Here is a 21,843-nt window from a genome sequence, read left to right as displayed (position 1 = left end):
ATAAAAACAACATATCAAAATAATGATTAATTTAAGCCCTACTATAAATAAAATTAATTCCTTGGTAATTTGTAATTTTAGTTTGTAAAAAGGAATATAATTCGCTATGATATTTATTTAAAAATCAATAAAAATAATCCCAACAGAAAATGAAATAAATTAAGGAAAAAAATGATAAGAAAATAGTTTTTTTAGTTTTAACAAAAATATGTTTTTCAATTAATTTATTAGTTTTTTGATTTTTATGATTATGATTTTTTCTTAAAAATTTATTAAAATAATCAGGATTATCAAATATAAAATCTAAAAAAAATCATTTTTTATGTACCTTATAATTTTTTTCTTTTGTTCTTTTTATTTATTATAAATAAATTTAAATAACATATTAGAAAAAATATTAAAACATCTATAATCAATTAATAAAAGAATCAAACACACAATATTAAATATTCTAAACTCAATTCCTAATTACTTAAAACCACCATAAAAAAATAAAAAGAGAGTAAAACAAATAAAAAATACTACCAAATAATCTAGAACATTCAAAAATTTGAATTTAAATTAATGTTTTTTCTTTTTTTCTTGGATGAAAGCTAAAAAAAGCATAATACTAAAAAAATCAAATTAATCGGAGTATTTAATATTTTTAAATATCTTAAAAATAAATAAAAAAGAAAACATTAATATAAATTCTAAAATTTTTATAATGATTTTATATTTTAAATTATTGGGGTAAGTAATTTTTAAATTATCAATTTTCTTTTCTAATAAAAAAAGGAATACAAATAATAATTAAATAATAAAAATTATATCATAATTTCAATAGTTATATATATATATATATATATATATATATTCATATTGTATTTACGCCCCATCTAAATTATTTAATTCTTATAAATGATTAACAAAACAATTTTTCATTTGATTTAAAATTATAAAAATATATAAATTAATTAAATAATTATCTAGTTTGCAAAACAAAAATACTTATTTTAGCATAAAAAATAAAGGAATTATTATAAAACTAAATATTATTGATTATTGATTATGGCTTTAAAAATAAAAATCTTCATCTTGCAACGCCTCAGAGCGCATTTTTTGATAACCATTTCCTTTCATAGAAAAGTTATCCATAGTTTTAGTCTCAGTATTAAGTCCATTAATGATAACAGGGTTTACATTTTCGGATGGAAAAAAAGCATCAAAACCCAAATTCATTAAAGCTTTATTGGCATTATAACGCACAAATTTATTAACATCATCTTCTAAATTTAATTTATGATAAATGGCATTGACTAAGGATGTTTTTGTTTGATAGAGTTGTTGCATCAAATCATCTAACCATGTTTTTAAAGTTTGTTTGGTGGGTTTATCAAACAGTTGATAAAGTTCAGTTGCAAGACGCCCCACATAAACACCATGAATACTTTCATCACGAATAATTAAATTAATAATTTCTCCTGATTGCATCAATTTCCCTTGACCATAAAAATATAAAGGATAGTAAAAACCACTGTAAAACAGCCAAGTTTCTAAAAAAACTGATACTGCCATAGCTTTCCACTGAGTTTTTTTAAATTCCAATTCAATAAATTGCAAGGAAGTTTGTTTTTTTAAATAAATCTGGTCTTCCAAAGCCTCATAAACTTTTACAATTACTTGCATCATGGTTTGAAGACTTTTTTGTTGGTTACCCCACAAAAAAAGTTGATTAATTTCTTTGTTAGTTAAATAGCTCATAAAAATATTAGAATAACTTTTAGCATGTACTGCATTTTCCATAGCTCCCATAAAATTAAGGGTAGCTTTTTTTTGGTGTTCATGTTCTTCTAAAGAACGAGCAATAATGGGCATACCCAAATCACCTTGATAAGTATCTAAAAAAGTAAGAACTAAAAGATTGCGTGAATAAGCAGTTTTTTCTTCTATGGTAAGTTCGCTCCAAGCAGCAAGATCGCCTTGCAAACTAATATCTTCAGGACGCCAAAATTGACTTAAATTTTGTTCATAAAAAAAATGGGTATATTTGTCTTCTAATACATTCCAGTTAGCTCCTTGAAAATGGATTTTGGAATTTGTTTGGGGTTGGGGGTTTTTGGTTTTCATTGATTTACTCCTTTTTCTTTTTGGGATTTTGTTTTTTTAGTATAAATTAATTGGGATAAGATTGAAAGGGTTATTTTGTGGGATTATAATTTGAAAAATAATGAACAATTTATTTGGGTAAGATTTGTATTTTGGGAAAATAATAGGAATATTTATTTTAATATAAAAGGAGTTAAGAGAAAAATAATTATTTTTAAGAATAAAAAAAGACTATCCATGTGATAGCCTTATTTTAACAAAAAAACAAAATCACAAAAAACTAAGTACGAGAAGCAGTCAAACTTGACTGAGAATTATAAATATAATTTATTAATCAAAGTTTTATTCCATTAATTATTTTTTATTCAGCTTTATAAGGTGTTTTTAAACACCACAAGCCTCACATTCATCAATTTTTAGCTTTTGGGTTCGTGTGTAATAAAGGGTTTTTATCTTTTTGTGATGAGCGTAAAGATAGTATTTTTGTAATTCACGCGTAGTAATATCAGATGTAATACCAAGTTCAAAAGAAATACCTTGATCAACGTGCTTTTGGGCAATAGCAATAACATCAATGAGATCGTATTTGTTTATTTTATAAGCAGTGGTGTACATAAAGGAAGCTTGCTTTAATGCAGGCATTGGACAGTAAGTTTTAGAGTTACCATAGGTGCGTTCCTCTACTAATTGTTTTACAGGAGTCAAGGAAGGAGTTGCTCCCATAATATATCCAATTGATCCGTTTGGAGCTATTGCAAGACGATGAGAATTGTAGAGTCCAAATTTCATGACATCTTGTTTGAGTTGGTTCCAATCGCTTTGGGTGGGAAGGGTGATATTTTGGAACATTTTTTTGATTTTGTTAGTTTTAGGTAAAATTTCACCACGATTGTTAAAATAACTACCATCAGCGTATTTGGATTTTTTAAAACGATAAAACTTTTTGCCTGTGGTTTTTGCTTTATTGCAAGAATGAAGGAGGCTGTAAAAATTAATAGCGTTAAAAAAAACATCAATTAAATCTTTGTTTTCTTCACTTCCAAAAGCAATGTAGTTTTGAGCTAAAAAGCCGTGATGACCCATGATTCCAAAACCTACACTGCGGTTAAGAAAATTGGCTTTTGCAACAGCTGGAACATAACTAATGTTTGTATTTTCAGAAACACAGTTCATTACTTCCATTGCCATAAAAACAGTTTCTTGAATGGTATTGTTAGTAATCATGTTCCCCATATGTCCTGATGCTAGATTGCATGAAACGTCCATACCAATTTCGTCTTGTTGGGTTTGATGGTAATCTTTGTAATGTGAAGTGATGGTGGGTTGAAGGATTTCAGTGCATAAATTAGAAAACTTGACTTTCAGATCTGAAGTATTTGCTTGATTGGTGTTATCGCAAAACATTAAATAAGGATAGCCTGATTCGCCTTGCATTTGGGCAATAAGTTCTAAGAGTTGGCGCGGATTGATGGCTTTTTTTTGCACTTTGGGATTGACAATTAAAATGTCGTACCAATAGCTCATATCAACTGCAATATCAGCAAAATTTTTACCGTATTCTAGGAAAACAGTGTGCGGGAAAAAGGTATACATAACTTCATTTTTGCGGGCAAGTTCAATCATTTTGTTAGGTACTACAACGCCCAAAGATAAAGTTTTGACGCGAACATCTTCATCAGCACTTAATTTTTTCGTACTTAAAAAATCAATGATATCGGCGTGAAAAACGTTCAAATAAACAGCACCAGCGCCTGTACGTTGTCCCATTTGATCGGCATAACGGAAACTGTGGTCTAATAATTTGCACACACCTACAACACCTTTGCACACACCTTTAATGCCTTTGATAGATTCACCTTTAGCACGCAAATTAGTGATGTTAATCGAAACCCCACCGCCAATTTTAGAAAGTTGCATCGAAAATTCATTAATACGGGCAATATCGTTTAAAGAGTCGCCAGCTTCTAACAAAAAACAAGAGACAAATTCGCCACGATGTTTTTTGCCTGTGTTGAGCAAAGTGGGAGTTGCAGGAGTAAAGTCTTGGTTTATTAAAGATACAATGAGGCGTTTGGCAATTGCAAAATCACCTTTGGCATGATAAAGTGCGTTTATTGACAATCGGTCTTCGTAGGTTTCTAAATAGTGTTGTTTGTCGCGAGTTTTAAGAGCATAATCGTGGTAAAATTTGAAAGCTCCCATAAAAGTTGGGAAAGTTAAGTTTTTTTGGTAAGCAATTTGGTAGATTTCTTTGATTTGCGAATAGTTGTATTTTTGCAAAAAAGTGCTTTCATAATATTCGTTTTCTTGTAAAAAAGTTAATTTGTCTTGTAAAGTGGCAAAGCGTTTTAGTTTGGGGGCAACTCCTTCTTGCAAAAAACTTTGTAAAGCTTCTTTGTCTTTATTTAGGTCTTTGATTTTTCCTTGTTCATCAATAATTTGATTGTTGAGTATAATCCAAGGTGGCAAGACGGTTTTTTTGGAGGTGGGCATTTGTGGTTGGGTTTTGAATTGATAAGAAGGCAATTTTTGGTTGTTACAATAGCAAGCAAGCCATTTTTTTAAAAAAACTCTTTCTTCTGGCATTCCTGAACCTTCGAATTTAAGAACCAAAGGCACATTATAATTAGAAGCGATAGTATCGCCTGCTTTACCATAGTTTTTGCCCCAATTTTTGTTGCCAGACACAGCAACACCTATTACTTTGGTAGCGTTTTTTTCTAAAAAAGTTTTTGCATCATCAGATACTTGTCCAAATTTCACACTGCGAGTAAGTAAAAAAACGTTTTCGTCGGTTAATTTGGAAGGGACATCTTGGATGTGTTGAAAGGAAAAACCTAAACTTTGAGCCATTTCATAAACTTGACCTTGCAAGAGACCATCATAAATAACTTTAATTTTTTTGGGAAATAAGGCTGGCATTAAAACTCCTTTTGCTTCTTTGGCTTTTTTGATTTTTTATAGTTTAATTTAACTAATATTTACGTTTTAATAATTTTAATACATCAAAAAATTGAAATTATTTGAAATAAGTTAGCTTGCTGTCAAATATATTACGCATTTAAAATAATAAATTAAATTTGCGTGGATTATATTATTAATCTGATAATATGTATTTTATATTAATATTATATCAAAAGAAAAAAATATAGTGGCATTAAATAGCTTGAAAAAATATTTTGGACAAAAAATCATTCGTCAAAATAATTCGTTCTATTATAGAATAAATATTTTAGCTACCAAACATAAATGACGGGTAACATGAATTTAGGAGGCAGCAAAAAATGCAAATGGCCTTTTAGAAATGCAAGAAAAATCTTTTAAAAAAAGATCAACTTAAAAGCTGGCCTTTATATTATTTAAAAATATTTAATTGTCTAAAGTTTTGGAACAGTTAGTCCTTTCCGATTGGTGTGTGGTTTTTTTGAAATTTTAACAATCTTTTTTCTTTCTTTTTTGGATTGCCAAATGGCTACTTTATGTTTTTGTTGTTCTAATTTAGATAATAATTTTTCATTTGCGATTATTACTTGGTCTAATTTTTCAAATAATAAATGTTCTTGGTGTTCTTGTTTGGTTAATTTAATTTCTAAATTTCTTATTTTTCTTTTAGGGAAAAATAGACCAAGGAACATATTTTTGATAAAGATAATGCTGTTTGATAAAAATTCAAAGATTGGTTTGAATCCTGTCATGATTAATAACATAAATAAAGTTATTTCTAATGAAAATAAACTCAAAAAACCAAATAATACAAAAAAATCCAAAACTAATTAAAATCATTAAAGTCATTATTGCACCAAATAAATTCAAATCAATATCATTTATATTCATTCCCAAATCGCTTCCGCAACATTGACAATGTTCGTAAAATTCTTTTTTTATTTTTTGTTGCTTATCCATTTTAAAAAAATCCTTAATTTTAACTTAATTTATTCATATATTATCCCTTAATGAGTGTTTTTTTTAAAAAAACTCATTATTTAATCCATGTAATTTTAGTTGCATCAGGAACAATAAAACCAAGTTTATAAGCTGCAAATATAAAAATACAACCAAGAGCAATTAAAATTAATATTTGTCTTAAAGTCATTTTTTATCCTCCTTTTTATTATTTAGCTATTGATAAATAACCTTTTGAAGCAAAATAAACAATCAAAGGAAAAATAATGCCTAATGTAGGTAAAATCCAATATGTAAAAAACTGCCTAAAGTTAATTTATTTCTTCTAAAAGATTTTTTACTGAAATAAGAACGTCTTGTAATTTCTCGCCATTTTAATCTCCTTTTTTATTATTTAATAAGAAAAATATTTTTTAGTATTTAGAAAAAATAAGGAAACCAACTTAAAAGTTGGTATTTTTTTAATGGTTCTTTAATCACCTAAAATATTCAAGTGATGAAGAAAATATTTTGACTTCATCATCGATAAAAATGGTATCAGGATAAGTGAGTTTAGCTATGTTTTCGGAAAAAGTTCTGGCCAAAGGTTCAGTTTTATTCCTGTGTTCGGTGTATTTGTTGGAAGTAAATGTGGCGCCAAAGAGTTTATCATGGACTAATTATTCTAAGTTTCTAAATTTATCATTACCTGTGATACTACCAATTTCTGAAGCGTTAATATATTTTTTTCGATGTTGGCACCATAATTTAGTGCGTTGAGATAATTTGATTCGTATTTTTATTTACCTTTTCTAAAAAAAGAGATAATATATTGGAATAAATAACAAATAAATTTGATTATATGATAAAGACATTTAAAAAGAAAATCAATTAAATATAAAAGATGAGGTAGGAATAATAAAATAATGGTTAATAAGGTTAAGTTAAGTCACTTGTTTTGGTGATTAAAGAAATGATTGCTGATATCGGCAAACCAATTATTTAACTTCGTTAACCAAGTATTAATAAGATTTCACATGATGATTTTTTTTAGTAGTCTTTAAATAATGGTAAAATTGTGCTACTATTCCCTGTTTTAGTCTTTGGGTGCTTAATGGATAAGTAAAAAGATATAATTTGATTAAATATAATTAATAAAAATTAAAGAGATTAATAAGATAAAAAATAATGATTAAAAAAAAATGATGTTACTCGGTAAAGATGGTAAGATTTTTTTAATGGACATAGTTTTATCGTTTCCTTTCTTTTAAAATAAAAAAGGCCCTGAAAAGGGTCTTTAATGAGAATTAATAAATATATTATTTTTTTATATTAATAAAAATAATTAAAATTAATCTTCTATAATTTTAATTAATGGTTTTAAATTAAAAGTTACTTTTTTATTGTTTTTTTGAAATATTTTTTTAATTTCTGATATTTTTTGTTTTAATTCAATATTTTTTTGTTCTAATTTTATAATTTGTTGTACTTCATAGAAATTTAATCTTTTTTTTTCTTTATTCCTAAAATAATGTATTTTTTCTACAATTTGTTTTTGATCTCTTAAAAGATCAAATAACTGTATGCTTGTATTAATTGCTTTTTTATCAATATGATTATTTGCTTTTTCCATCGCCATTACTTGATGATTATTATTAATAAATAATAATCCTAAAAAAATAAACAAATAAACACTTATTATTTTAAATTGTTTTTTTACTTTAAACATTAATAAAATCTCCTTTAATTTTTTATTCCCAACCAGGGATTATTGTTCTTTTTAATTCAGCTTGAAAGTTTCTTTTTAGAGTTTCTATTTTATAAGGGAATTCGGCGTTTTCTTAGAAATATTTGCAAGAGTCGTTTTCTAAAGTTTTGATTATTTCCTTTATTGCTGAGTTTTTTCAAAATATTGTTTCTTTTAAAAAAACTTTTTCTTATTACTTATATTTTAGCATTAATAATTTCAATAATTTAAAGTTTTTTTAAGTTTTTGTAATTTATAAATAATTTTATTTATTTTTTTCCAAAAACAAAAGCCGTCCAATAATTAGACAGCAAAATTAATTAAAAATATTTAATTTAAACTAACTAAAATAATTAGAATTTTGAGCTTGTTTTGGAGTCATATAAGATTTAAACAATAAAATTAAATTATGTGGAATGTTAATATTTCTTCCATTAATTATTTGTTTAATATTCCATTCAGATATATTAGAAAAATTAAAATTAACCATTGGCAATGAACTTAATTCTATTTATTTAATTATATCATAAGGAAATAATACCAAAAAAGATTCTTGAGGACAAGAAAAACATGTACGAGAAAATCCAAACAAATGACGACTATAAAAATCAATTCCTTTATTAGAATTTGTTTCAATTTGTTTATCATTTTTAGAGACATATTTACTAACATATGAAACAACTTTATTAACATAATCTTTTTTTATCAAAAGTGCCTTTATAAAAAACTTTACATTTACTAATTTCAATTTTTTCAAATAAAAGATTTGTTTTTAATAGCCTAAACTTTTGGAACACCTCATTAAAACCTTGAAAAAGGTTTTCTTTTTGCAAATTTTTTCACCAAAAGAACAAAATTGCGTAAAAAAATAATTATAATTTAATTTTGAAGACGAGTTTTTAACTTTTTTGCTTAACTATAGAGTGTAAGAATAAAATATTTTAAAAAAAATATCTTTTGAAACTAATGAATTATTAAAAGGTTTAGAAAATTTTTGAAATTTAAAAAATATTTTCTTAGTTTGAAAAGATATGAAATTATCTACTTAATTTTTAGTTTTAAAGAACAATTTTAGAGACAAAAGTTGCCTAAAAAAACAGAACAGCGAAAAACGTCCTGGAAGCAATAAAGCAGGTTTAAAGATTTGGGGAATTATAATTTATTTTGTTATTAAAAACATCGTTTTTATAATTACTTTCAAAAATCCAATCAACACCATACAACAATAATTAATAAAAAGAGGTTTTTTTAATTTTGTAATTATTTAACTTATGAGAAAAAATAAAGAATTATTTATTATTAATTTAAAAAACTATAATAGAGATAAAATATTTGCTATTAATGTCATTTTATCACAAAAAAACGATCAAATTTGCTAACTAATTTTTATATCTTGAGCTTTTTCTTGAAATTTTATAAATAAAAAAGAGTTTTTTTAAAGTCTTTTTTTAAAAAAAAGTTTATTTTGGCAAAATATTTTAATTATTTAATAATTTTAATTCTAAATCGATAACAAAAACAAAAATAAATGAAAATATATTTATCAAATTCTTAATTTAGTAACTAACATATGATTATCTTTGATAATTCTTTCTATATCTATTTGTTGTAAAATTTTCTTTTGGTCTATTTCTTTGGCGATAATATCTAATAAATCTTTATTATTTACAACAATATTATAAGCTTGTTGAAATAATTTATTTAAATCTACTTTATGCAATTGATTATTTTCCATTAAAAGTTTTTCTATAAATTGAAAATCATCATCAATTCCTAAAAATATTTTTTCTTTTGGAATTTTGCCTTGATTAGCTAAATACTGTTGCGCAGCTACACCTCCAAAAGCTTGTAAAACTAATCTTTGCCAACCACCTTGATTTAATTTTGGATGCCTAACAGCTGTTTGTCCAAAAAAAAACATCGAATCGGTGGTTGTTTCTTGAATGTAAATTTTGGTCACCGAACATAATGCAAAAGGAAATTGCAAAACTATTAATGCATGTCCCGCTTCGTGATAAGCTGTTAATTGACTGGGAGTAAGTGGTGTTGTTTGCATTATAGAAAAATCCAAAATATAAGAAAAATCAGGTTTTAGGATTTGTCCGTTAGCACACAAAATTTCTTTAATAGTTTTTATATTGTTGTCTTGTGTTGGTATATAATATTTAAAAACAGATCCACTTGGTAAAATTACTTGCGTAAGCAAACGAGAGTCTAAAAAACCTTCAATAATTATTCCATTTGGTTGAATTTCTCTTAAAATATTTTTTTCTTCTTGGAAAATGGAAAAACTAAACTTTTTATTTTGGTGCTCTTTGGCTTGTTTAGCAATTTGCATAACTTCATTATCGCGGTGTTTTTTCCCTTCTTTTGTTAACTGACTTTCCACAAGTTCAGGCATTAAAGGAATGTATTTTTCATCAGTATAAATATTATAATTAGATCTTGCAGAAGATAAATGGTACTTTTTTAATGACATATTTATAGAAGGTTTTGTAAAATAAGCCCCTACAGGAACAACATCATAAATAATATGGGTTTTGTTGGTATTTAAATTAATTGGCTTTTTTTTTGGCAAGTTTATAAATTCTTTTATCATAATTACTATAAAAATAATAATAGCAATATTTATCCAAAATAATTTTGGGGTTTTAGAAATCATATTTAGTTTTTATTTCCTTAAAAATTTAACATGAAAAAATAATTGATAATGAAAAATGTGCTTTATTAATATATGATAAATTTTTATACTTGATAATTAGTTATTAAAATGATATTTTATAAATAAACGAATATTAAAATTTTTCATACATATATTATTATATTTTATAATATAGATTTAAGAATTATAAATTTGAATGATTTATATATTTAAAAAACTACTTTCAAGAAATTTTATAACTCAATTCCACCCAAATAATTCCCAAAATAAGGGTTTTTAGTTCCCAATTATGAAAATAATACATTTTTTTAAAATTTATTATTAGCTTTTATTTTTTGTTTTGTTATAATTTAGTCAGGCTTATAAAAAAATAATTAATCATCAAAAGAAAGATGACTAGAATAAACGAACTAAAAAATAATTTAATTTTGTAAAATTGACCCAAGATAATACTTTATAAATTTGGTTGTGGCACTTTTCTGATTTATTTTTATTATTTATAAAAACAATATAACTAATTTATTAAACTTGTAAATACAAAACAAGAAGGCAAGAAAAAACATACAAATGGATTTGTATAAAACAAGACTAACCAACCACATATAAACCAAAAAAACTTAACCAAACTCCCCCACCAAAAAAAATTATCTTACTTAATTAGCATCCTTATTATTTTGAATTCCTTTATTCCATTTAATTTTATACACCATTATAGCCTTGCAAATATTTTTTATATATCAGTTAACAAAATACTAAAATATAAAATTTAGTCAAAGGAAAAAACTTTATATGAATAAAAAAGAAGAAATTTTGCAAATCAGTCGTTTTGATAAAGATGCTGTTGTCAAACATCTAAACACTGATGCTTACGGACTTACTAATAAACAAGCCCAAGAAAGACAAGCTCTCTACGGTAAAAATATTATCAAAAAAGGCGAATCTTTTCCGTTTTGGCAACAATTCATCAAACAATTTACCTCGGTAATGGCTATTTTGTTATGGATAGCAGCATTAATGATTTTTGTAATTAATCCCAAAGAAGCAGCCATCGGTATTTCTATTATTTTAGTTATCATTGTAAACGGCTTATTTTCTTTTTCCCAAGAATACAAAACTGATAAAATGTTGTCTTCTTTAGGTAAAATGATTCCTAAAAAAGTTCAAGTTTACCGCAACAAAAAAATAGAATTAATGGACGTTATTGAACTTACCATTGGAGATGTCATCTTTTTAGAAACAGGAACCCAAGTTCCAGTGGATGCGCGCATTATTCAATCTAATAGTTTTTTTGTTGACAATTCAATGTTATCAGGCGAAACTATTCCTTTAAACCGTACTGAAATGCCAAACCTCGAAGACAATAATTCTATTGCTGAAATACCTAATTTAGTTTATGCAGGTACTACAGTTACTCAAGGTAGTTGTTTTGCGGTTGTTTATGCTATTGGAAATAACACCCAAATTGGAGAAGTTTCAAGCATTGCTCAAAGCATTGAAAAAGGCAAAAACCTTCTAGACCAAGAAATGCACCACATCGTTAAAAAAGTAAGTATCATTGCTTCTTGTGCAGCTTTATTTGTCTTTCTGATTTGTTTTTTTAAAGCAGAACAATATAATATGACAGCTTTTAAAACAGCAATTGTTTGTGCAGTTGGTATGTTAGTTGCAAACATTCCTGAAGGCTTGCTTCCTACCGTTAATTTAAGTTTAGCTATTGGTTCTCAAAGAATGGCTAAACAAAACGCTTTAGTTAAAAAAATCTCTTCCCTAGAAACCCTAAGTTCTACCACTGTTATTTGTACTGATAAAACAGGAACTTTAACTCAAAACCAACTTACAGTAAGAAAAATTGTAACTCCTGATGGCGCTATCAAATTAAAGGGTTCTGGTTATAACGACGAACAAAAATTTATTGTTGACCCAAACAATGCTGATTACAAAAAAGGAATTGAAAAATTCTTAATTGCATCAGTTCTATGTTCTGAGGCTAAATTAATTCATATGCCAACTAAACCCCACCAATTTGAATTAATCGGCAATCCTACTGAAGGAGCTTTATTGATTGCTGCTAAAAAATACGGTTATAACATTGAAGAAGTAAAAAACAACTTAGAAATACTCCAATTAAATCCTTTTACTTCAGAAAGAAAAAAAATGAGTGTCTTAGTTAAAAACCACCAAGAACCTGCATATGACACCAATTCACAATATCTATTTATTAAAGGGGCTCCTAATATTGTCCTTGAACAATGTCAAATGCAATACAAAGGCTCTCAAGTAATTCCCTTTAGCCATCACGAAAAAGAATCATTCCTTAAACAAAACGACCAATTTGCAAGCCAAGGATACCGCATTCTTGCTCTTGCTTACAAAAAAATTGAACAAAATCCTCCCCTAGAAGAAGATATGGTTTTTTTAGGGTTTGCAGTTAATTATGACCCACCAAGAGAAGAAGTTAAAGAAGCAGTTAAAAAATTAACTCAAGCAGGACTTAAAATTACTATCATTACAGGAGATTACAGTCTTACTGCTGCTGCCATTGGAAAAAAAGTAGGTATCGTAAAAGAAGAATTCGTTGGTTTGGACGGCTGTGACCTTGACAAAATGTCTTTAGAAAAATTACAAGAAGTCCTCAAAAGTCCTCATCCAGTTGTCTTTTCACGCACCACTCCCAAACACAAATTAAAAATTGTTCAAGCATACCGAAAAAATGGAGAAATAGTGGGTGTTACTGGCGACGGAGTTAACGACATTTTAGCTCTTAAAGCAGCTCACATAGGAATTGCTATGGGAAAAGCAGGCACTGATGTTGCTCGTAATGCTGCTGATATGATTTTATTAGATGATAATTTTGCAACTATTTCGAAAGCTGTTTTAGAAGGACGTTGTATTTATGAAAACATCAAAAAATTCATGACTTATGTCTTTGCTTCTAATATCCCTCAAATATTTCCTTTCATCGCTATTGCTTTTTTAGGAGTTAAAGAACCTTACTTATATGTTTTACAAATTTTAGCAATTGATCTTTTAACTGACTTAATTCCTGCTATTGCTTTAGGAGCCGAAGAAACTGACCCAAGTTTATTAGTCCAAAAACCTCGCACTAAAAACGATCATCTAATGGACGCTAAAGTATTAAAACGTAGTTATGGCTTTTTAGGAATGGTTGAAGGCTTAATGTCTTTAGCATTTTTTTGTGCAGTTTACAATTTTGACACAAAAGACAATTTCTACCTAGCTTCTACTATGGCATTTGGAGCTGTTATATTTGCTCAAGTAGGAAACGCATTTGCTTGTCGCTCTAACAAACTTTTCTTTTGGCAAACTATCAAAAAACCTAATAAAATATTGTACTACGGTATTATAATTGAAGTATTATTCTTTGCATTAATTACTAAATTTAGTTTTTTAAGTGATATATTTCATACTAAGGATATTAATATATCTCATTATTTATGGTTATTATTATGTCCTTTAATTATGTTATTATTTGATACCATATGGAAGAAAAAAGTATTTGCATTTAAACCAAAAAAATCAAAAATAAACTAATATAACTTACAATTAAATAATTTATAAAATAAAGATCTCTTTTTTTTAGAGGTCTTTTTTTGTTAATATCAATTATTAAGTCTCTTTAAATTTCATAAAACTACTTTTTTAACTTTTATTGAGTGTTTTTACAAAAAAAAGTAAAATACCAAATAAAAAGAAAATAACGAACCCCCTGCACAACAATTATCAACATCCAAAAAAGAGCTTATAAAGGAAATGTAGAAAAAACATCAAAGGCAACACAAATCCTTACTCATCTTATACAAAATTTACACCAACACCCCCAACCACAATCACAAACTCAAAACAATACGAATTCGAAGGGTAACTTTATGATTTAGAAATAAACCTTTTTTAAAAAAAAACTATTGAAACAAATATTAAAAATATTCAAAACGCAATTGAAGAGGCCAAAACAAGAATTGAAGATTTATAAAAATCTTTTGAAGTTATTTGCGGACAACCATTAAAATCAATATTAACATTCATTAAATATTAATTCACAACTTAATCATTTTTATTATCCAATAAAAATAATAATCATATATATAATAAAAACAAGTTAATTAATTAACTTGTTTTTATTATATCTTAATTTAATTGTATATAATGTTTTTCTTTGGGTTTAACTTCTTTTTTAGGAACGCTTAATTTTAATAAACCTTGTTCTAAAGAACCTTTAATTTCTTCTAAAATAAAATCATCACCTAAATAAAAACTACGTCTCAAAAATCCTTGAAATCTTTCTTTACGTATAAAATTAGCTTCTTTAATTTGAGTTTTTTTAGAATTTTTAGCCTCAACCACTAAATAACCTTCTTCCAAAGCAACTTTAACATCTTCTTTTTTGAAACCTGGCAATTCAATAGTAATGAGGTATTGATTATCTTGTTCTTGAATATCAGTTTTCATAATATTATTATTATTAGTTAAAGAATTTGTTTTAAAATCTTCAAATAAATTTTCTAATAAATCTTGATTTTGATTAATTAAACTAAATAGCATTTTTATCACTCCTTTTTTCTTCTTTTCTAACTTAAAAAAACAAAAAAACGATTTTCTATAATTTGTTAATTTGAACTTAAAGCAACTTTAGATGAAAATATAAATCTTTATTGTCTTTTTTTGATAATCTCTTATATTTATTTTATTTTTTATAATATGTATAAAACATTAAATTCTTTAAGCTCAATTTTATTTTAACAAAAATTTTTGGCACTGTCAATACATTAGTGCTATTTTTTTTACAAACTAATAAATAAATTTTAGGGTAAAATAATAATGAAGGGCGTTTTATATTTTTGAAATAAATCCCAAAAGAAAAAAATACTTCTATTTATAATTTATTAAACATCGCTCATAATTAGAAAAGAGTTTTATGAAAAGAATTAATTTTTATCGTAAATTTATCTTATTTTTTAGCATATCTATTCTTTTTTGGTTAAGTTTTATTCAATTACAAAATTACTCTTATACTAGTCAATTTATGAATAATTCCTTATCTTTTGATAAACTAAATGAAAATAGCCAAACTAAAACTATTAAACAAACTATTAAAGTTTTAGAAAAAGAAAAAGATATTTTAAAAGAAAACATTAAAAAAGATATTAAGGAAGAACAAATTAAAAATACTAATCAAATACAAATCAACAAAGACCAAATTTGGCAAATAAATACAGATGATAAAATTGCTTTAGGAATTATTTTTTATAGTTTAAAAATCACAAACAATAATGACAACCACAACGAAAAAGAAAATGAAAAAGCACCATCGATTAAAAATTCAGAACAAAAAATATATTTTGTTCTTACTCCTAAAAATATCACACAAAAAAACGACATTATAAAATTATCAAATCCCCAAGGAGAAGAATGGGGCACTATTCAAAATCAACTATTAACTCAATATAGCATTTTTACTCCTTTATTAAAAGATTTGGATATTATAACTTTTAAATCACACAAACAATATAAAATTACTCCTTTACAAAGACCCAATAAATATTGCCAAGGACAACCAATTCATTCTTTTTCTACAACTATACCACAAACAATTACCTTTCAACAAAGTCATATAAGCGAAGACGTTGAAGTTAACAATGAATTAGATGAAATATTTATTGCTATTTCTAGTCGTTGCAATTCCAACAACCAACAAACTATTTTTTGGACTGAAAAAGGTGATTTAATTGGTTTTTTAATACCTAATGAAATGAAAAAAGAAAAAGGAATTAAATATATTAAAGCAATTCCTTCCATAAATTTTAATAAACCTATAATAAATAACGAAAAATCCCCAATAATAAAACTTATCAACACAATTAACAACCCCAATAATATAGTAGATATAGAAACAAAGACAAAAGAAAAAGAACCACCCAACAATCAAATACTCCAAGACCTCAATTTAATTACTTTATTTATTGATACTGGTTATAGTCTGGGAACAGGAATAATTGTTTACAAAGAACAAATAAATAACAATACTACATATTATACACTAACTAATCGTCATGTAATTGAAAGTTTTTATCATACATCAAATCCCCAAAAACAAATAACAATCAAAAACAATCAAGGTTTAAAAAGTCAAGCGAAACTATATGCTTTTATTAATAACAATCGTGAATACGATGATATAGCTATCATAACTTTTACTATTCCCAGCTCAAATACTACTCAAAAATTAAATGAAGTCCTTGAAAAATACATTAATTTTGAAAAAGACATACAAATACCTATTCATCAAGGAGAACAAGTTTGGGTATTGGGTTGCCAAAAAGGCTTACAAACTAAACAATTCCAAAAACCAACAAAAATAAAATGGAAACAGTGGTATTTTGATTTAATGCCTCATCAAAGACCTCAATTTAAACAAAATTTATTTAAAATAGGAGTTGTTGCTTTTTTTAATGAAAAAGAAATTAACTCTGATATGACTCTAGATTCAGGCAATAGCGGAGGACCTCTTTTTAATGCTGAAGGAAAATTAATAGGCATAAATAGGAGTTACCATAAAATTTTGCGCATTTCTCAATCAATTAACATTAATTACATCAAACAACAATTTTATAATTTACTCAAATCCAAAAAAGAAAACAAAGCAAATCACAATCCAAATGATATTGCATTCCAAACAACTAAAACTAATAAAAACCATATTGCACACGAACTTAACAAATTGGAAAATGAAAAACTAAACGAACAAAAGCCTTACATCCAAACACAAATCTTTTTAGAAGACCTCTATGTTTATATAAAAGAACAACCCAAACAAAAAATAATTTTTCAAAATAAAAACAACCAAGAAAATCTGATTACAATAAATTTTTATGGGTTAGAAACAATACAATTAGTTAATTTTGATACTCATAAATACAAGAAACTAGAAATTAGTTTAGCAAGTGCTAATCAATTTAGTATTTATTTACAAATTCAAATGTTTGATTATAACAATAAAAAAAGTTATGAAGAAACAATTCAAATACCTAAAATTGACATAGATAAAATGTTTTTATCATTTACTAAACAAACTTTTTCTTATCACAGCATTTTAGAAAAACAAAAAAAGATTTTAGAAACCAATATCAAATCAACCAAAACTACCTCCAAAAACCAAATAAAGCCAAATACTTTTTATAATCTTTTTGATAATAAAGAACAAATAATTAAAGAAGATATGTTAAAAACTATAGTTTTATGCCAAGATTATTACAATGCCCAAAATATCAACTTAGGGGTTATCATTAACCAAAAAGTTGTAAATAATTCCGATAATACTTTTATATATACTATCATTTTGGAAAAAAATGTAATAAATTTAAATACTTCTTATCTCTTAGATACTTTCCAAAATATTTGCAATGAAAACGTTAAAATAACTATCCAAACACCTTTTGGCTTACAAAATGAAAAAGGAAAATATCAAAACATAGCCACCCAAAATAATCCTTTTAGCTACATAACTTTTGAATCTAGAACAAATTATCCTGTTTGTGCCTTTACTCCTGATAAAAAACTTTTGTTAGGAGAAAAAATATATTTAATTAGCAATTATAATAACATTTCTGATAAAGCATTAGCACCTCATATTTTTCAAAGCCATTTAGCATTACTAGATAACCAAAGCAGCCAATCAATTACAATAGATAGTACTTTTTTAGAAAATTATTTTAACTCAGAAGAAAACCTTTATTATAATAATTGGTTTGCTTTTGATTCTCAAGGAAATCTAATTAATATTTGCTCTCAACAAGATATTTATCACCTACACAAGAGTCAATTTCCTTTTATTACATTTCCCAAAAATAATTTTTTACTAAATAAAATGATAAACATTACCAATGCCAAAATAGCAATATTTTTAATATGGACTTTCATTTGCATTATGGTTTTTATAATAATAGATATTAAAAGTTTTAAAGATAAATACATTATTGTATATAAATTATAAAATATTTTTAAAAAATATTTAATTCTTTAATTTTGATATTTTTACAATACTATTATCAAAAAGGGTTTTTGGCAAAAGGATAATAAAACCTATCATAACGGCACAAAAGCCACACACCAAGCAAAAGGAGTGCCAACCCTAATAAAAAAGTAAACAAATCAAGAATACTAAAAGATTTTTCATAATACCAAGTTCTTGTTTTATATTTACCAAAACGCCTCAATTGCATAGCATTAGTAATTACATCAATTTTATCTAAATTAAAGAAAATCAAAGGAGGAATAATAAGGGCAATTTTTTTAATATCTGCAATAATGCGAGCTACAAAATGAGTTTTTTTAACAACTTTAATACCTCGTATTTGTTGATTGAAATAAATATTTTTAAAATCTTTTTGAATTTCAGGAATATAGCGAATAGTAAGAGAAAAAGCATAACTAATTTTATAACTAACCCCTAATTTATTTAAACTAGCAGCTAATTGACTTGGATTAGTAGTTATAATAAAGATTAAAAACAAAGGAATGATACAACAATACTTTAACAAAACATTAAATTGATAAAACAATTGTTCTTGGGTTAAAAGATTATAAAATAAAGGAATGGGGGTTTTGGAGTTATATATTTGAGTACCGTGATTTCTAAAAATAATAATAATAATAATATTGTTTACAAACAAAAAAAAGAAAATTCCTTTAACCACAAAAACCACTTGCTGCCATTTAATTTTAGCACACCAAAAAAAAAACAAAGACAAAAGGGAAAGCCCCAATAAAAACCACACATGATAGACCATCATACAAGCAATTGAAACCGAAATCAAAAACAATAACTTAGTTGCTCCTTGGATTTTATAAATGAAAGTATTACCTGGTAAATATTGCAACATACTATTTTCCATAACAATAATCCTCCCTTAAAAAAGCCAACATTTGAGTTAACAAAACATTTTTTTCTTCTGATGTAAATGGCAATTTATTAAAAAGAACAATCAAACTAATAGGGTTGAGAGAAGTTTTTTGCATTAAAGAAATATCTGTAAAAATTTTTAAAGTATTAGTGTTTGCAATAATTCCTCCTTGTTCTAAAACCAAAGTTCTTTGAGTATAATTAAGCATTAAAGACATATCATGAGTAATAATTACAATGGTAATGCCTTTATTATTTAACTTTTGTAAAAAAGTCATAATTTGTGTGCGATGTTTTAAATCTTGTCCTATGGTAGGTTCATCCAAAATAAGAATTTGAGGTTGCATTACTAAAATAGAAGCAATAGTAAGTCTTTTTTTTTGTCCGAAACTAAGAGCAGAAATAGGCCAGTTAACAAAATATTCTAAATTACAAGTTTTCAAAATGGCATGCACTTTGGTTTTGATTTCAGTTAATGAAAGTTGTTTACTTAAAAACCCCAATGCTACTTCTTTAAAAACAGTTTTTTGGGAAATCATATGATGGGGATTTTGCATGACAAAACCAATTTTTTCTGATTTTTGTTGTAAAGATAAACATGAAATATTTTGATTATTTAATAAAATAGTTCCTGTTTGAGGAGTACAAAAACCACAAATAACTTTGGCTAAAGTAGATTTACCACTACCATTTTTACCAAAAATACTAATCATTTCTCCTGGAAATAAATCCAAAGAAATGTTATTTAAAATATTGGGTTGTCTGGGTTCATAGTGATAAGAAATGTTTTGTAATTGTAAAATTGGGGAAAAAGGTGCAAAATGTTTGTAAAAGGAAGGTAATAATTGAGTTGGAGAATTTTGAGAAATGGAACATTTTTTTAAATTTTTTAATTGATGAAAAAAATATTGAGAAAAATCTGAGAATTTCAAATAAGGCAAATTTAATAAATGGGGAAGGTGTTCCAAATTAACACCAACCTTTTTCAAAGCACTAATATAAGTTGGTTCTTGAATACTTTGTTTAATTAAAACATTTTCTAAAATTAATTTTTGGGGAGAATTGTCATAAATAATTTTTCCATCTTCAAATACTATTATCCTATCAAAAGAATCATCTAAAATATCTTCTAAATAATGTTCAATAACTAAAATAGTTGAATGGTATTTTTGATGAATAGTTTTTATTAAGGCAGTCATTTTGGCTCTTGAAACAGGATCAAGATTGGATAGAGATTCGTCAAATAACAAAATAGAAGGATTATAAATTAAAACTCCTGCCATCGACGCTAATTGCTTGTGACCTTCGGAAAGTTCTTGTGGTTTGTAATCTAAAAAGGATTGCAATCCTAAATCTTGTGCCCACATATTTACTTTTTGATATATTTTACTTTGAGGCAAAGCGTCATTTTCCAAGGCAAAAGCTATATCTTCTGCTACTGTTAAACCTACAAATTGTTTATCTGTATCTTGCATAATGGTGCCCACATCCAAAGATAGATCAAAAATATTGGTTTGTGTCAAAACTTTGTCCTTAATAATAGCAGTTCCTGTAATTTTTCCTTGATAACTATGAGGAATCAAACCATTAATACATTTTAAAAAAGTAGATTTACCGCTACCATTTTTGCCAACAATCAAAACTTTTTGTCCTTCATAAATAGTTAAATTGATTTGATTTATAGTAGGAGTTTGTTGGCTATAATATTGAAAACTAAAATCTTTAAAAATGATTAATGGTTTTGGCATAAAGTTCCTCTTTGAAGTTATAAAATGAAAAAATCTAATAAATGAATTAGTATTTTGTTGTGGTTTTAGAAGCAAAAGGAATATGATTAATGATGTTTAAAAAATGTTTAAGAATTATTAATTTTCATTAAAGTAGCTTGTTTAGTGTAATGACAAGAATATATAGTCATTAATTTAATTCCCACCACACTATAAGCTAAAATATTAGAAATTACTATCAAAAAGCTTTGTAAATAAACTAGTTTAGGTGGTTGCCCGTAAATCAATAAATCACTTTGAGGAGCAAAAAAACCCCAAATTATAAAATTACAAGCAACCTGGTAAAGCCAAAAATAAACAATTTTTTTCTTAGTAAACACTTGATATTTAAGATCAATTATTTTATATGGTAACCCGTAAATAAAACCAATAAGAGCAGAGCATAAAACCCAATTCCAAGAAACATTTCCAAACAAAAAAAAATCTTTAATGATGTGTCCTATAAGTCCCACATAAAAACCAACCGAAGGACCAAAAGCAACAGCAATGAAAGCTAAAAAAGCTGCTGAAGTCTCAATACTTACGTTAAAACCTACAGGAATAGAGGCAAAACAACTTAAAACAAAAAAAATAGTAGTGCTCAGCCCTATAGTAACAGTTTTTTTAATAGAATCGTCTTTTGACATTGGTTAGTTCCCTTAATAAGTAGTTTTAATTTGAAAAATATTAGTTGGTTAGTTTTTTTGGGATTTTGTTTGCGATGTTTTTTTAATTTCAAAACTTAAATTATTTATTTATAGTTTTATTTAAATTTTTTATT

General features: G+C 26.0%; 13 protein-coding genes and 1 pseudogene. 2 read left to right on the top strand and 12 right to left on the bottom strand.

Translation table 11 applies throughout. The annotated features are described in order from the left end of the window. Positions 1-1,056: 1,056 nt before the first annotated feature. The 8 genes and pseudogenes from nrdF to AYWB_RS00095 all read right to left on the bottom strand — a co-directional run bounded on the left by nrdF (position 1,057) and on the right by AYWB_RS00095 (position 10,379). Entirely contained in the window at positions 1,057-2,109 is a 1,053-nt protein-coding gene (gene nrdF / locus AYWB_RS00125; RefSeq protein WP_011412310.1) for a class 1b ribonucleoside-diphosphate reductase subunit beta, read from the bottom strand. Between the two features lie 363 nt (positions 2,110-2,472). Further along, positions 2,473-5,010, bottom strand: coding sequence for a class 1b ribonucleoside-diphosphate reductase subunit alpha (gene nrdE, locus AYWB_RS00120; RefSeq protein ID WP_011412309.1), 2,538 nt, complete (start codon positions 5,008-5,010; stop codon positions 2,473-2,475). A gap of 455 nt (positions 5,011-5,465) precedes the next feature. Then, complete coding sequence (locus AYWB_RS00115) at positions 5,466-5,795, bottom strand: hypothetical protein (RefSeq protein WP_049749265.1); 330 nt, start codon at positions 5,793-5,795, stop codon at positions 5,466-5,468. A gap of 684 nt (positions 5,796-6,479) precedes the next feature. Beyond that, positions 6,480-6,767: pseudogene (locus AYWB_RS04110) on the bottom strand (endonuclease); the annotation flags it as partial. 554 nt (positions 6,768-7,321) lie between these two features. Beyond that, complete coding sequence (locus tag AYWB_RS00105) at positions 7,322-7,699, bottom strand: SVM family protein (protein ID WP_011412306.1); 378 nt, start codon at positions 7,697-7,699, stop codon at positions 7,322-7,324. A gap of 358 nt (positions 7,700-8,057) precedes the next feature. Beyond that, positions 8,058-8,213 carry a hypothetical protein gene (locus AYWB_RS04105; protein ID WP_011412305.1) on the bottom strand — a complete coding sequence of 52 codons (156 nt, stop codon included), beginning with the start codon at positions 8,211-8,213 and terminating at the stop codon, positions 8,058-8,060. 15 nt (positions 8,214-8,228) lie between these two features. Continuing rightward, positions 8,229-8,426 carry a hypothetical protein gene (locus AYWB_RS04100; protein WP_011412304.1) on the bottom strand — a complete coding sequence of 66 codons (198 nt, stop codon included), beginning with the start codon at positions 8,424-8,426 and terminating at the stop codon, positions 8,229-8,231. Between the two features lie 834 nt (positions 8,427-9,260). After that, the gene (locus AYWB_RS00095; RefSeq protein ID WP_011412303.1) at positions 9,261-10,379 is read right to left on the bottom strand and encodes a hypothetical protein; all 1,119 of its coding nucleotides are present in this window, start codon (positions 10,377-10,379) and stop codon (positions 9,261-9,263) included. Between the two features lie 789 nt (positions 10,380-11,168). Here AYWB_RS00095 and AYWB_RS00090 point away from each other — a divergent pair. Further along, positions 11,169-13,931 (top strand): cation-translocating P-type ATPase, encoded by a 2,763-nt coding sequence (locus AYWB_RS00090; protein ID WP_011412302.1) that lies wholly within the window; start codon positions 11,169-11,171, stop codon positions 13,929-13,931. Positions 13,932-14,525: 594 nt separating this feature from the next. Here the strand turns inward: AYWB_RS00090 and AYWB_RS00085 are convergent. Further along, a complete protein-coding gene (locus AYWB_RS00085) occupies positions 14,526-14,939 on the bottom strand; it encodes an Hsp20/alpha crystallin family protein (protein ID WP_041639771.1) in 414 nt (137 codons plus the stop codon). A gap of 481 nt (positions 14,940-15,420) precedes the next feature. Between AYWB_RS00085 and AYWB_RS00080 the strand changes: the two genes are divergently transcribed. Next, complete coding sequence (locus tag AYWB_RS00080) at positions 15,421-18,387, top strand: S1 family peptidase (RefSeq protein WP_238374407.1); 2,967 nt, start codon at positions 15,421-15,423, stop codon at positions 18,385-18,387. 55 nt (positions 18,388-18,442) lie between these two features. Here AYWB_RS00080 and AYWB_RS00075 read toward each other — a convergent pair whose 3' ends face one another. From AYWB_RS00075 to AYWB_RS00065, 3 genes are all read right to left on the bottom strand, one after another. After that, on the bottom strand, positions 18,443-19,288 hold the full coding sequence (locus AYWB_RS00075) for an energy-coupling factor transporter transmembrane component T family protein (RefSeq protein WP_011412299.1): 846 nt from the start codon (positions 19,286-19,288) through the stop codon (positions 18,443-18,445). After that, entirely contained in the window at positions 19,278-21,044 is a 1,767-nt protein-coding gene (locus tag AYWB_RS00070; protein ID WP_041639768.1) for an ABC transporter ATP-binding protein, read from the bottom strand. The genes AYWB_RS00075 and AYWB_RS00070 overlap by 11 nt, the downstream gene beginning before the upstream one ends. Positions 21,045-21,151: 107 nt before the next feature. Continuing rightward, positions 21,152-21,709: an ECF-type riboflavin transporter substrate-binding protein gene (locus tag AYWB_RS00065; protein ID WP_011412297.1), complete on the bottom strand. Its 558-nt coding sequence runs from the start codon at positions 21,707-21,709 to the stop codon at positions 21,152-21,154. Positions 21,710-21,843: the final 134 nt, after the last annotated feature.

This window comes from Aster yellows witches'-broom phytoplasma AYWB, assembly GCF_000012225.1.
In the GTDB taxonomy this organism is placed as follows: Bacteria; Bacillota_I; Bacilli_A; order Acholeplasmatales; family Acholeplasmataceae; genus Phytoplasma.
This window is presented reverse-complemented; position numbering and strand designations above follow the sequence as displayed.

What these genes read in the sequence shown, in the direction of transcription:
- nrdF (WP_011412310.1), bottom strand. Translation starts at nt 2,109, where the DNA reads ATGAAAACCAAAAACCCCCAACCCCAAACAAATTCCAAAATCCATTTT.
- AYWB_RS00065 (WP_011412297.1), bottom strand. Translation starts at nt 21,709, where the DNA reads ATGTCAAAAGACGATTCTATTAAAAAAACTGTTACTATAGGGCTGAGC.
- AYWB_RS00070 (WP_041639768.1), bottom strand. Translation starts at nt 21,044, where the DNA reads ATGCCAAAACCATTAATCATTTTTAAAGATTTTAGTTTTCAATATTAT.
- AYWB_RS00090 (WP_011412302.1), top strand. Translation starts at nt 11,169, where the DNA reads ATGAATAAAAAAGAAGAAATTTTGCAAATCAGTCGTTTTGATAAAGAT.
- AYWB_RS00075 (WP_011412299.1), bottom strand. Translation starts at nt 19,288, where the DNA reads ATGGAAAATAGTATGTTGCAATATTTACCAGGTAATACTTTCATTTAT.
- AYWB_RS00095 (WP_011412303.1), bottom strand. Translation starts at nt 10,379, where the DNA reads ATGATTTCTAAAACCCCAAAATTATTTTGGATAAATATTGCTATTATT.
- AYWB_RS00080 (WP_238374407.1), top strand. Translation starts at nt 15,421, where the DNA reads ATGAATAATTCCTTATCTTTTGATAAACTAAATGAAAATAGCCAAACT.
- nrdE (WP_011412309.1), bottom strand. Translation starts at nt 5,010, where the DNA reads ATGCCAGCCTTATTTCCCAAAAAAATTAAAGTTATTTATGATGGTCTC.
- AYWB_RS00085 (WP_041639771.1), bottom strand. Translation starts at nt 14,939, where the DNA reads ATGCTATTTAGTTTAATTAATCAAAATCAAGATTTATTAGAAAATTTA.
- AYWB_RS00115 (WP_049749265.1), bottom strand. Translation starts at nt 5,795, where the DNA reads ATGTTATTAATCATGACAGGATTCAAACCAATCTTTGAATTTTTATCA.
- AYWB_RS00105 (WP_011412306.1), bottom strand. Translation starts at nt 7,699, where the DNA reads ATGTTTAAAGTAAAAAAACAATTTAAAATAATAAGTGTTTATTTGTTT.